A 12,620-nucleotide genomic window follows, 5' to 3' on the forward strand; every position below is an offset into this window, starting at 1 on the left:
AAATCCCGCTGTACGCCCCCCTTTCACCACCGGAAGAGCACCAGAAGCTTCGTTCACTCCCTGTTCACGCGGCGGCCTGCAACTCCATCCGCGCCCCGAACTCCCGCACCACCGGCTCGTCCCGGTACGGCTCCAGGCGCTGCTGGAAGTCGTCCAGGTACTCGGCGCCCCGGTTGGACCGCAGCGAGCCGAGCAACTCCACTGCTTTCAGGCCCGTGTTGCAGGCCTGCTCGACCTCGCGCTGCTGCACCTGCGCGCTCGCGAGCAGGACGTACCCGATGGCCCGGCGGCGCGCACGCGATTCCGGGTGCCCGTCCAGGGACTCCTGGGCGCACCTGGCCGCCGCCTCGGCCTGCCCCAGATCGCGGTGACAGTGCGCCAACTCGTCGGCGAGATAGGCCTCGTCGAAGTGTCCGATCCACGCCGGGTCGTCCCCGGCCGAGGGATCGGCCGCGTCCAGCGCGCTCACCGCGCGCCCCGACGCCAGTTGCGCCGACCGCGCGTCCCCCATGAGGGCGTGCCCGCGCGCCTCCGCCGCGTAGAACATCGACTCGGCCCGCGGGGTCACACGACCGCGCGCCCCCTCCTGCGCCGCGCGCGCCAACTGGGCGATCTCACGCGGGTTTCCGAGCTGCGCGGCGAGATGGCTCATGGAGGCGGCCAGGACGTACCCGCCGTATCCCCTGTCCCCCGCCGCCTGTGCGAGGCGCAGCGCCTGGATGTAGTACCGCTGCGCCAGGCCCGGTTGACCTGTGTCGACGGCCATGTAGCCGGCGAGTTCCGTCAACCGGGCGACGGCGGCGAACAGTTCACGCCCCACGGCCTCCCGGTACGACCCCGCCAGCAGGCCGGAGACGACACTGTTGAGGTAGTGCACGACGACCGGGCGCACATGCCCGCTGCCGTACTGGTGGTCCAACTCACTGAGCGCCTGCGTCATCGCGCGGACCGCCGCCACGTCGGACTGCCCGACGCGAGGTCCCGCCGCGCGCGCGACCTGTGAGTCCGGCGAGGAGATCAGCCAGTCACGGCTCGGCTCGACCAGCGCGGACGCGGCGACCGACGAACCCGACAGGAAGTCCCGGCGCCCCACGTCACTGCGCCACAGCTCACACACCTGCTCGATGGCCCCGAGGACGGTCGGCGAGAACTGCAGGCCCACACCCGACGCGAGGTTCTTGCCGTTGGCCATGCCGATCTCGTCGATCGTGACCGTACGGCCCAGCTTGCGGCCCAGCGCCTCGGCGATGATCGCCGGAGCCCGCCCGCGCGGCTGCTGCCCCCGCAGCCAACGGGCCACGGACGTCTTGTCGTAGCGCAGGTCGAGACCGTGCTCGGCGCCGCACATGTTGACCCGGCGGGCCAGCCCGGCGTTCGAGCACCCCGCCTCCTGGATGAGCGCCTGCAGCCGTTCGTTCGGCTGCCGCGCGACAAGTGGCCTTGCGGCCATGGCGTACCCCCTGGGAACAACCCCTGAAGCGAAAAGATCCGGCCGTGAAGATCAGTGCCCAGCGAACATGGCGAAAATGCGAAGCATGCGAGGAATGCCGGGGTAAAACCTGGTGCCCGCCCCACAGGTGGCTACCCAACTCCCGCCGTCGTTCCTCCCGCGCGCCCCCGCACATGCATCCATGCGCCCCAGTTGCGGAATCGATGCTCCTCCCCCGCGCGCGCTACAGCCGTAACCCGAGGTGGGCGCGGGAGTTGTGTTGGGCGTGGAAGAGACGATCGCGGGCACCGAAGCCGCTCAGATTCCGAAGCAGCGCGGGGAATCGCTGCTGGAGACAGCCGTACGCTACGCCGAGGAGCGCCACTGGGACGTCTTCCCCGGCACCTGGCTGGAAGCCGTCGACGGGGTGCAGCGCTGCTCGTGCGACGACGTTGCGTGCGCCGCACCCGGCGCACACCCGGCGCGTGAGGACTGGGCTTCGCAGGCGACCGGCAGTGCGACGGTCGCGCGGCGGATGTGGCAGAAGCAGCCGGGGGCATCGATTCTGCTGCCGACGGGGCGGACGTTCGACGCGATTTCCGTTCCGGAGACTTCGGGGTTCCTGGCGCTGGCCCGGATGGAGCGGATGGAGTTGACGCTGGGGCCCGTGTCGTTGACTCCGGATCGGCGGATGGAGTTCTTCGTTCTTCCCGGGGCTTCGGTGAAGGTGCCGGATCTGGTGCGGCGGATCGGGTGGGCGCCGGCTTCTCTTGATCTTGTGGTGTTGGGTGAGGGTGGGTATGTGGCCGCGCCGCCCACTCGGTTCGGGTCCCGGGGGGCTGTGCAGTGGGCCTGCCGGCCTACCGCGGCGAATCGTTGGCTGCCGGATGCGGAGGAGTTGATCTCGCCGCTCGCCTATGCGTGTGGGCGGGATCGGTAGTTTTGCGAGTGCGGGTTCGGTGGGGGCTGGTCGCGCGGTTCCTCGCGCCCCTTAGGCGCGACCCCTGACCGTAGGGTGCAAGGTATGACGTCAGCCGCCGTACGCGTGCACGGGCTCTGGAAGCGATTTGGGCAGCAGATCGCTGTTGCCGGGATCGATCTGGAGTTGCCCTCGGGCAAGTTCATCGGGCTGGTCGGGCCGAACGGAGCCGGGAAGACCACGACTCTCTCCATGGTGACCGGGTTGCTGCGGCCCGATCAGGGGACCGTCGAGGTGGTCGGGCGCGACGTGTGGGCGGATCCGGTGGCCGTGAAGGCGCGGATCGGGGTGTTGCCCGAAGGTCTGCGACTGTTCGAGCGGCTGTCGGGGCGTGAACTCCTCGGGTACAGCGGGCGGTTGCGGGGGCTGCCCGGGGGCGAGGTCGACAAGCGGGCCACGCAGTTGCTGGACGTGCTCGACCTGGCCGGGGCCCAGCACAAGCTCGTCGTCGACTACTCGACCGGTATGCGCAAGAAGATCGGGCTCGCCGCCGCTCTCCTCCACAATCCCGAAGTCCTGTTCCTGGACGAGCCGTTCGAGGGCGTCGACCCGGTCTCCGCGCAGACCATCCGGGGCGTCCTGGAGCGCTACACCGCCTCCGGCGCCACCGTCGTCTTCTCCTCCCACATCATGGAACTCGTCGAGTCGCTCTGCGACTGGGTCGCCGTGATGGCCGCCGGCCGCATCCGCGCCCAGGGCACCCTCGCCGAGGTCCGCGGTGAATCCCCCACACTCCAGCAGGCGTTCCTCGAACTCGTCGGCGCCGGTGCCCGCGACCACAGCTCGGACCTCGACTGGCTGGGCGGCGGTACCCGATGAGCGCCACCACGCCCCCGGCCTCGATCACCCCCGTCGTCGTACGGCTGAAGCTGTCGTTGTTGCGCAATGGTCTACGGCAGTCCGGTGGCCGGCGGGCCGCCTACGTCGCGTCGGCGGTCGTGGCACTGCTCTTCGCGGCGCTCCAGTTGCTCGGGCTGATCTCCCTGCGCGGGGAGGCGCACGCGGTCTCCGTGGTGGTGCTCCTGGTGGCGGTACTGGGGTTGGGCTGGGCGGTGATGCCGCTGTTCTTCCCGTCCGGCGACGAGACCCTCGACCCCACCCGCCTGGTGATGCTGCCGCTGCAACCCCGGGCTCTCGTACGGGCGTTGCTGACGGCCTCGCTGGTCGGCATCGGGCCGCTGTTCACGCTGGTGCTGCTGCTCGGGTCGGTGATCGCGGTCGCGCACGGCGCCGCCGCGTACATCACGGCGGTCCCGGCGCTGCTGCTCGCCCTGCTGATCTGTGTGGCCCTCGCGCGGGCCGTCGCCACCGCCAACATCCGCCTGCTGACCAGCAGGAAGGGCCGGGACCTGGCGGTGCTGAGCGGGCTGGTGATCGCGGTCGGGGCGCAGTTGGTCAACTTCGGCGCACAGCGCCTGGGTTCGTCCGGGCTGGCCCAACTCGACCCGGCGGCCGAGGTGTTGCGCTGGGTGCCGCCGGCGTCGGCGGTCGGCGCGGTGGACTCGATGAGCAAGGGTTCCTACGGCCTGGCGGTCACCCAACTCGCACTGTCCGCAGGCGCTTTGGCGGCCCTGCTGATCCTCTGGTCGCGCAGCCTCACCCAGTTGATGACCTCACCCGACGGCTCCACCCTCCAGTCCGCCGAACCGGCCGCGAAGGACAGGGCGTCCACCGGCGGCCTGGCCCGCCTCCTTCCCTCCGGCCGCACCGGAACGGTCATGGAACGCAGCCTGCGCTACATCTGGCGCGACCCCAAGACCAAGGCGGCGTGGGTGACTTCGCTGGCGATCGGCCTGATCGTCCCGGTGTTCAACGCGTTGCAGGGCACCGGCTCGGTCTACTTCGCGTGCTTCGCCGCCGGGATGCTCGGCATCCAGATGTACAACCAGTTCGGCCAGGACACGTCCGCGTTCTGGATGGTCGCGATGACGATCTCCACGACTCGGGACGCCTACGTCGAACTCCGGGCCCGCGCACTGGCGTTGCTGGTGATCACCCTGCCGTACGCGGCCCTCGTGACCGTCCTGACGACCGCGATGCTCGGCGACTGGCCCAAGCTCCCCGAGGTCCTCGGCCTCTCCTTCGCCCTCCTCGGCGCGATGCTCGCGACCGGCGCCTGGACCTCGGCCCGCTTCCCCTACTCCATCCCCCAGGGCACCCACAAGAACGTCGCCCCCGGCCAGGCCGGCCTCGCCTGGATCTCCATCTTCGGCGGCATGATCTCAGCGGCCCTCCTCTGCGCCCCCGTCATCGCCCTCACCATCTGGGCGAACGTCAGCGCGGAGGGCGATGAGTGGAGCTGGGTGCTGCTGCCGGTGGGGGCGGGGTACGGGGCGGCGATCACTTACGCGGGGCTGCGGCTGGCAGCACCTGGGACGGCAAGGCGGTTGCCGGAGATCCTGGCGGCGGTCAGCAAAGGGTGACTTTTCAACTCGGGGCAGGGTGATTCCCTAAGGGGCGCGGGACTGTATCAATGTGCGGCTCCGCCGCGTGGGCGCGACCAGCCACAACGCACCCGCACTCGCCCCACAACAGAACCCCCCACCCCCCTAGGCGCCCACGTCACACCAGCACCCCGTCAAGAAACGGCTCGATAGCCGCCCGCCAAGCCGACGGCTGGTCGTAGTGCACCAGATGCCCCGCATCCACAACCTCCGCATACTCCCCCCGAGGCAACACCCGCACCATCTCCTGCGCCTCCGCCCGCCCCAACTCCCCATCCAGTCCCCGCACCACGAGCGCAGGACACTGAACCTGAGCAAGCTCCTCCCAGTGCGCGTCGTACACCCACGTCTCCCGAGACTTCAGCATCTGCTCCGGCTCGAACACCGGCCGCCACCCGTCGGGAGACTCGTGCATGACCTCGGCGTAGAACTCTCCCCGGGAGGGATTGGGCCGCTCCACCCACGGATCGTCCTCGCCGAACCACTTACGGACATCCGCGAGCGTGGCGAAGGGCACGGGCCAGGACTTGAACCAGTCGGCCCACTCCCGCTGCGAGGCCGCCCCCAGCGCGGACGCCCGCATGTCCAGGATGATCAACCCCCGCACCAGATCGGGCCGCTTCGCCGCGAGCTGCCACGCGGTGAGCGCGCCCATGGCGTGCCCGATGAGAACGACCGGGGCGAGCCCCAGCTGCTCCAGCGCCGCCTCCGCGTCCTCGACGTAGGCCTCGCGGGTGAAGGCCGCCTGCGGCGGCTTGTCGCTCTGGCCGTGGCCGCGCTGGTCGAGTGCGACGGCGCGGTGCCGTTCGGAGAGCCAGCGGGCGGTGGACGCCCAGTGCGAGGCACGGCCCATCAGGCCGTGCAGTAAGAGAACTCCGGGTGCCCGCTCGATCTCCCCCGACTTGGGCGGGTCCGCGAACTCCCATGCGGCCAGGCGTACGCCGCCTGCTCCGGTCACGTCGATGCGCCGCGCCATTGGTCCTGGCACCCCCCTAGCCACGCTCTGCCGCTTGTGCCGTTCGTTCTTTCTGCTGTCTCTTCTCTTGCTCGTCTCTTCCTACAGGTCACGCCCCGTGCGTTTCATCATCCACAGGTTATCGAATACAGATTCGAAAATGCTGTCTCGCGCCGCAACACCCCTCGTTCGAGTGACCCGGCTCAAGGAATGATCGCCGCTGCCGAGGGGAGATCTTCAGCGGGAGGCGGACCGCTCGGGGAAACCGGTCCGAAGGGGATGACCTTGAGAGCTCGGGGCTCCGGGTCAGCACAGGGGAGGACAGGCCCCGGCGCCGCACGGCGCCGGGGCCCTCTCCACGACTGCGGCACATCCTCCCGCCCCCTCACGGTCATATGCCTCACGCGACAGCCTGGCACGCGCAGCGCCCGAGCGCTGCGATTCAGCGCACTGAATCTTGGATTAGCCGAGATCGTCGACCAGCCCCGGGGAACGCCACAACTACCCCTCGCTCCCCACGAGTTGACGACCTGCCGGAGAAAAGAGGAGATCAGCGCTTGGCGACGAACACATGCGAGGCGATCTCCGACTCCAGCTCGGCCGCCTCACCGCCGCTGCCCACCAGCACCCCGCCGGCCGACTCCGTGACGCTCACCACCGAACCGGGCTGCACGCCCGCCCGGCGCAGCGTGTACATGAGCTGCGCGTCCGTCTGGATGGGCTCGCCGATCCGGCGTACGACGACCGTCTTGCCGTCGACACCCGGGTCGAGGTCGGCCAGCGAGACCATGCCCTCGTCGAGGAACGGGTCGGCCCCGTCCTTCTCGCCCAGCTCCTCGAGCCCGGGGATCGGATTGCCGTACGGCGACTCCGTGGGGTGGCGCAGCAGCTCCAGGACGCGGCGCTCCACGGCCTCGCTCATCACGTGCTCCCAGCGGCAGGCCTCGGCGTGCACCTGCTCCCATTCCAGGCCGATCACGTCGACGAGCAGACACTCGGCGAGCCGGTGCTTGCGCATCACACGTGTCGCGAGCCTGCGGCCCTCGTCGGTCAGCTCCAGGTGGCGGTCGCTGGCCACGGCCACCAGGCCGTCGCGCTCCATGCGTGCCACCGTCTGGCTCACCGTGGGCCCGCTCTGGTCGAGCCGCTCGGCGATGCGGGCGCGCATGGGGACCACACCTTCCTCCTCCAGCTCGAGGATGGTGCGGAGATACATCTCCGTGGTGTCGATCAGTCCGGACATACGTGCCCCTCGATTACCTCTGCCCGAAGCTCGACGGCTCCGCGGCGCGTGCGCTGGCCCTGGACTCAATTCTGACGCATACCACTGACAACCGTGCCGCGCCGCTGAAACCAGCCGGTTACGGCCGCTCGCCGCGGCCCCCGCAGACGTGCTGTCGCCGTATTGACATCCCCTTGGTCCAGACCGCACGGTGATCCGCGACACAAACTCACCGAGGGGACTTCCGCATGAGCGACCGTACGCCGTCCGGCCAGTTCTTCGACGCCGCGATCACCCTTCTCCAGCGGGTCCGCGACGAAGAGGCCGAGCCCGTCCGGGCGGCCGGCACGCTCCTCGCGGACACGGTGGCCGACGGCGGACGTCTCTTCGCCTTCGGTGCCGGGCACTCCTCGCTCGCCGCGCAGGACGTCGTCTACCGCGCGGGCGGACTCGCTCTGATGAACCTGCTCGCCGTCCCCGGAGTCGTCGGCGTCGACGTCATGCCTGCCACGCTGGGCTCCGCCCTGGAGCGCGTCGACGGCCTCGCGAGCGTCGTCCTGGAGACGTCACCGCTGCGCTCCGGCGACGCCCTGGTGATCATCTCGCTGTCCGGACGCAACGCCCTGCCCGTCGAGATGGCCATGAAGGCCCGCTCCCTCGGCGTCCGGGTCATCGGCGTGACCTCGGTGGCGTACGCCTCGGAGACGACGTCACGGCACGTCTCCGGGACGTACCTCAAGGACCACTGCGATGTCGTCCTCGACTCGAAGATCGCGATCGGCGACGCGGAACTCACCCTCGACACGATCCCGGCCCCCTTCGCCCCCGCCTCCACGGTCGTCACCGCGGCCCTCCTCCAGGCGGTCATGGCGACGGCCGCCGCGACCCTGGCCGAGCGCGGTATCGAGCCGCCGCTGCTGCGCTCCGGGAACGTGGACGGCGGCCACGAGTGGAACGGCCGGGTCTTCGAGGAGTACCGGGACCGGATCTTCTACCAGTACTGAGCGGCGTCCCGGTTACTGATCGGCATCCCCGTAGTGGCTCACTTCTCGCCCGTCGCCCCCGCCAGATCCAGCGCCGCCGCGATCCGTACGGCCACGTCCTCGGCGTAGATCGAGTCGGACCGTTCGAACTGGCTGCGCCCCGCGCCCCGTAGGAACGTCACGACGCCCAGGGTCCGTCCCCGGCTGCGCAGCACCGCGCACAGGGCGTGCACGGAGTCCGTGGGCCACTGCCGGACCCGGGCCCACTCGCGGGCCTGTTCGGGCGGGACGCTGCCGATGCTGGCCCGCACGGAGCCGATGCGTTCGACGCACTGGAGGGCGGGATGGCCCTCTCCGTAGCGCACGGGCAGCCCGGCGGCGCCGGTGAGCAGGCTGGGACCGGGGGCGCCCGTGGGAGTGGCGGCGACCCGGACGAGTCGTACGGCCGTAGTCCGTCCCCCGCCGCCGTCGGCATCGTTCAACGATCCTCCCGCGACCCGGTCGACCAAGGCGTGGTCGGCGAAGCCGGCGAGGGCGAAGTCGAGGTGGACGGTCGCCGCGTCGCGCGGGTCCTCGCACTCGGCGGCGGCGCGGGCGGCGCGGTGCAGTTGCTGGGCGCGGAAGCGCAGCAGCGAGGCCTCCTGCTCGATCTGCTTGGCCTCGGTGACGTCCTGGAAGAGCCAGCCGACGCCGAGCGGCACCGGTTCCTCGGTGAGCGGCGAGGCCAGCCGCAGGAAGCCGCTGCGCCAGCAGCGCCGCAGGTTGCCCTCCGGCGTCCGTACGCTCACCCAGATCTCGGCGGGCGCGGGCGGTGCGCCCTCGGCGAGGACGTGCGTGAGCGCGGCCTCCAGTTCCTCGACGCCCTGGGCGAGCAGTTCGCCGAGGGGGCGGCCGAGGACGGAGGTGCGGCCGGTGCCGAGCGCGCGGGCGGCATGCGAGTTGACGACGGCGGGCCGCAGGTCGGCATCGACGAGCACGACCCCCCAGGAGGCGTCCTCGAACAGCGCCTCGCTCAGGGCGATCGACCGCTCCAGGTCGATCTGGGCATGCACCTCACTGAAGGCGCAGTAGACGCCGGCGGGCTTCCCGTCCGGCCCGCGCACGGCGGCGGACTGGGTCCGCACGAGCACCCGTCCACCGTCCTTCGTAAGAAGGGCGAACTCATTGACCTGCCGACCGGGCGCCTGCATGGCGGACATGAGCCGCCCCTCGACCTCCTCGGCGTCCGCACGGCGTACGGCCCACCCGGCCAGCCCGTGCCGTCCGACGGCCTCGGCCGCGGTCCAGCCCAGGATGCGCTCCGCCTCGCGGTTCCAGTGGGTCACGACCCCGTCCGCGTCGAAGGCACACAGTGCCGCGTCCATGCCGTCCAGCAACGCGGCCAACAGATCCGACCCACCGACACCCTCGGGCCCGCCGTCCCGCTCGGGCTCGTCGGGACCCAACTCGTCCGTGGTCCCACTACGCCGGGAAGCACTCACCTGGACCCCCTGCAGGCTGCGTCCGCGGACACGACGCGTCGGTTCACTCACTCCCCCTCATTCAACTCGAACGTGACGCAGCACACACCGAGTTCCCGCAAGATTGAGGGAATCGTTGTACGACACCGACTCGACACCGGCACACTCGCCTGATGTCCGCCGCCCGCCTCCCGCTCGACGAACAACTCCCCGCGCTGCGCACGACGCTGTCCCGCAACGAGACTCTCCTGGAGATCCTCGACCGCACAGCGGCCCTCGATCTCCCGAACTGGTACCTGACCGCGGGCTGCCTCTTCCAAACCATCTGGAACACGGTCACGGACCGTCCCCCGACCCACGGCATCAAGGACTACGACGTCTTCTACCACGACGCCACCGACCTGTCCTGGGAGGCCGAGGACAAGGCGATCCGGGCAGGCCGCGAAGCGTACGCGGGCCTGCCCGCCGAGGTGGAGATCCGCAACGAGGCCCGCGTTCACCTCTGGTACGAGGAGAAATTCGGCACCCCGTGCCCGCCGTACGACTCCGTAGAGGCCGCGATCGACTCCTTCGCGGCGACGACCTGCTGCCTGGCCGTACGCCTGAAGGAGGACGGCAGTTGGCGCGTGTACGCCCCGCACGGCCTGTCCGACGTCTTCGGCCTCGTCGTACGACCGAACCCGGTCCTGGCACCACGAGAGGTCTACGAGACGAAGACGGCCCGCTGGCGGGAGACCTGGCCGGAACTGACGGTCCTGCCGTGGCCCACGCCGGCCGCGACGTGAGCCACAGGTCCGTCCGGCGAGTTCAGGTCTCGTTAAAAACGGTTGATCCGTCGGCGGGAGGTTCTTAGGGTGGCGAGTACTTCGGAAAGGAGGTGGTTCGGCAGATGTATGGAAACCGGACGGAAGAGGTGACTGCGGGCTAGTGGCCCGCCGTCGTACTCGGTTCGGCGCCGGACCAGCGTGTGCGAGTTGCGCGCAACCGGCCTAACCCAACGCAGTCACCCGACCCGCGAGCTCGCCGGTACGTCCGGCCGGCTCCCCCGCCGTCAGGCGGAGGGACCTGAGCTCGCGGGTCGCCTGCGTTTCCGGGGACCTATGGGCTCAGCCGGTCCACGCGCCAGCTGCCGTCCTGCTCGGCGGTGTAGCGGAGACGGTCGTGGAGGCGGTTCTCCCGGCCCTGCCAGAACTCGACCGTCCGGGGCGCGACGCGGAAGCCGCCCCAGTGGGGCGGGACCGGGACCTGTTCGCCCTCGGGATAGCGGGCGAGCAACTCCTCGTACGACGACTCCAGTTCGGCCCGTGAGCCGATCACCGAGGACTGCGTGCTGGCCCAGGCTCCGAGTTGCGAGCCGTGCGGGCGGGTGCGGAAGTACGCGGCCGTCTCGTCGCGGCCGGTGCGGCGGGCGATGCCGGTGACCAGGACCTGGCGGGCCATCGGGTGCCAGGGGAAGAGCAGCGAGACATGGGGGTTCGCGGCGAGTTCGCGGGCCTTGCGGGAGTCGTAGTTCGTGTAGAAGACGAAGCCCTGCTCGTCGTAGTGCTTCATGAGGACCGTGCGGGAACTGGGGCGGCCGTCGGCGTCGGCGGTGGAGACGACCATCGCGTTCGGCTCGTAGACCAGGTCCTGGAGCGCCGCCTCCTCGAACCAGCGGCCGAACTGCGCCATGGGGCCGGCTGCCAGGTCGTTCTCGTCGACGCCCGCCACGCGGTACTGCCTGCGCATCGCGGCGGGGTCGAAGCGGGGATCGCGGTCGATGGGCTCACGGTCGGTGGCATCGCGGTCGGTCACGGCGGTCATCTTGCCGTACGGACGCCCGTGGCCACGAGTTCAGGTGGCACTGAGTGCCGCGGACTCTCCCCCTGGGTGGCACTCGGCGTTATGGTGCTGATGTCTCTATCTTCGGCCCGCGAGTCCCGCGCGACCGCGGAGCCACAGCATGAGGAGCCGCCTGATGTCCGACCCCGGCTTTGTACCTGGACTCGAAGGAGTCGTCGCGTTCGAGACGGAGATCGCCGAACCGGACAAGGAAGGCGGCGCTCTGCGGTACCGGGGCGTCGACATCGAGGACCTGGTCGGTCATGTCTCGTTCGGCAACGTCTGGGGGCTGCTCGTCGACGGCGCCTTCAACCCCGGGCTGCCGCCCGCCGAGCCGTTCCCGATCCCGGTGCACTCCGGTGACATCCGCGTCGACGTACAGTCCGCGCTGGCCATGCTCGCGCCCGTGTGGGGCCTCAAGCCCCTCCTCGACATCGACGAGGAGCAGGCCCGCGACGACCTCGCCCGCGCGGCCGTCATGGCGCTGTCCTACGTCGCCCAGTCCGCGCGCGGGCAGGGCAACGCGATGGTGCCGCAGCGGGAGATCGACAAGGCGCAGTCCGTTGTCGAGCGGTTCATGATCCGGTGGCGCGGTGAGCCCGATCCCAAGCATGTCGCCGCCGTCGACGCGTACTGGACGTCTGCTGCCGAGCACGGCATGAACGCGTCGACGTTCACGGCACGGGTCATCGCGTCGACCGGGGCGGATGTCGCCGCGGCGCTGTCGGGGGCCGTGGGGGCGATGTCGGGGCCGTTGCATGGTGGTGCGCCGTCCCGGGTGCTCGGGATGATCGAGGAGATCGAGCGGACCGGGGACGCGGAGGCGTATGTCCGGCAGGCGCTCGACAAGGGTGAGCGGTTGATGGGGTTCGGGCACCGGGTGTATCGGGCCGAGGATCCTCGGGCTCGTGTACTGCGGCGTACGGCGCGGGAGTTGGGGGCGCCGCGGTTCGAGATCGCCGAGGCGTTGGAGAAGGCGGCGCTCGCGGAGTTGCACGCTCGTCGTCCCGACCGGGTGCTGGCGACCAACGTCGAGTTCTGGGCGGCGATCGTGCTCGACTTCGCGGAGGTGCCGGCGCACATGTTCACGTCGATGTTCACGTGTGCGCGGACCGCCGGGTGGTCGGCGCACATTCTTGAGCAGAAGCGGACGGGGCGGTTGGTGCGGCCGTCCGCTCGGTATGTGGGGCCCGCGGTTCGGGGGCCTGAGGCGATTGAGGGGTTTGGGGATATCGCCCATTGAAGTGGGGCTTGAGGTGCGTGGGCGGGTGCGGGTGCGGGTGGCTGGTCGCGCCCACGCGGCGGAGCCGCAAATCGACACGGCCCC

The 12,620-nt window shown here is 70.3% G+C and carries 11 protein-coding genes; 6 read left to right on the forward strand and 5 right to left on the reverse strand.

Going from position 1 to position 12,620, the window contains the following annotated elements; all coding sequences use genetic code 11:
- Positions 1–64 precede the first annotated feature (64 nt).
- Positions 65–1,450 (reverse strand): transcriptional regulator, encoded by a 1,386-nt coding sequence (locus tag ACIRRY_RS21195; RefSeq protein WP_403974882.1) that lies wholly within the window; start codon positions 1,448–1,450, stop codon positions 65–67.
- A gap of 256 nt (positions 1,451–1,706) precedes the next feature.
- Between ACIRRY_RS21195 and ACIRRY_RS21200 the strand changes: the two genes are divergently transcribed.
- The 3 genes from ACIRRY_RS21200 (at position 1,707) to ACIRRY_RS21210 (ending at position 4,831) form a co-directional block, all read left to right on the forward strand.
- Positions 1,707–2,369, forward strand: coding sequence for a bifunctional DNA primase/polymerase (locus tag ACIRRY_RS21200; protein ID WP_403974884.1), 663 nt, complete (start codon positions 1,707–1,709; stop codon positions 2,367–2,369).
- A gap of 84 nt (positions 2,370–2,453) precedes the next feature.
- Positions 2,454–3,227 carry an ABC transporter ATP-binding protein gene (locus ACIRRY_RS21205; RefSeq protein ID WP_403974885.1) on the forward strand — a complete coding sequence of 258 codons (774 nt, stop codon included), beginning with the start codon at positions 2,454–2,456 and terminating at the stop codon, positions 3,225–3,227.
- Positions 3,224–4,831: a transporter gene (locus tag ACIRRY_RS21210; protein WP_403974888.1), complete on the forward strand. Its 1,608-nt coding sequence runs from the start codon at positions 3,224–3,226 to the stop codon at positions 4,829–4,831. Before ACIRRY_RS21205 ends, ACIRRY_RS21210 begins: the two co-directional genes overlap by 4 nt.
- Positions 4,832–4,970: 139 nt before the next feature.
- Here the strand turns inward: ACIRRY_RS21210 and ACIRRY_RS21215 are convergent, their stop codons facing one another.
- Positions 4,971–5,828 carry an alpha/beta fold hydrolase gene (locus ACIRRY_RS21215; RefSeq protein WP_403974891.1) on the reverse strand — a complete coding sequence of 286 codons (858 nt, stop codon included), beginning with the start codon at positions 5,826–5,828 and terminating at the stop codon, positions 4,971–4,973.
- A 529-nt stretch (positions 5,829–6,357) separates the two neighbouring features.
- Entirely contained in the window at positions 6,358–7,050 is a 693-nt protein-coding gene (locus ACIRRY_RS21220; protein ID WP_019057324.1) for a metal-dependent transcriptional regulator, read from the reverse strand.
- A 227-nt stretch (positions 7,051–7,277) separates the two neighbouring features.
- On the opposite strand from ACIRRY_RS21220, the gene ACIRRY_RS21225 reads away from it, so the two are divergent.
- The gene (locus ACIRRY_RS21225) at positions 7,278–8,033 is read left to right on the forward strand and encodes an SIS domain-containing protein (protein WP_403974893.1); all 756 of its coding nucleotides are present in this window, start codon (positions 7,278–7,280) and stop codon (positions 8,031–8,033) included.
- A gap of 38 nt (positions 8,034–8,071) precedes the next feature.
- Here ACIRRY_RS21225 and ACIRRY_RS21230 read toward each other — a convergent pair whose 3' ends face one another.
- A complete protein-coding gene (locus ACIRRY_RS21230) occupies positions 8,072–9,493 on the reverse strand; it encodes a PAS domain-containing protein (RefSeq protein ID WP_403974898.1) in 1,422 nt (473 codons plus the stop codon).
- Positions 9,494–9,645: 152 nt separating this feature from the next.
- Here ACIRRY_RS21230 and ACIRRY_RS21235 point away from each other — a divergent pair, with 152 nt between their 5' ends.
- A complete protein-coding gene (locus ACIRRY_RS21235; protein ID WP_403974901.1) occupies positions 9,646–10,257 on the forward strand; it encodes a nucleotidyltransferase family protein in 612 nt (203 codons plus the stop codon).
- A 313-nt stretch (positions 10,258–10,570) separates the two neighbouring features.
- Here ACIRRY_RS21235 and pdxH read toward each other — a convergent pair whose 3' ends face one another.
- Entirely contained in the window at positions 10,571–11,275 is a 705-nt protein-coding gene (gene pdxH, locus ACIRRY_RS21240) for a pyridoxamine 5'-phosphate oxidase (RefSeq protein WP_403974903.1), read from the reverse strand.
- Between the two features lie 154 nt (positions 11,276–11,429).
- On the opposite strand from pdxH, the gene ACIRRY_RS21245 reads away from it, so the two are divergent.
- Positions 11,430–12,536, forward strand: a complete 1,107-nt coding sequence (locus ACIRRY_RS21245) for a citrate synthase 2 (protein WP_403974905.1) — start codon at positions 11,430–11,432, stop codon at positions 12,534–12,536.
- Positions 12,537–12,620 lie beyond the last annotated feature (84 nt).

Origin of the sequence: Streptomyces sp. NPDC101776 (assembly GCF_044766845.1) — a bacterium.
Lineage (GTDB): Bacteria > Actinomycetota > Actinomycetes > Streptomycetales > Streptomycetaceae > Streptomyces.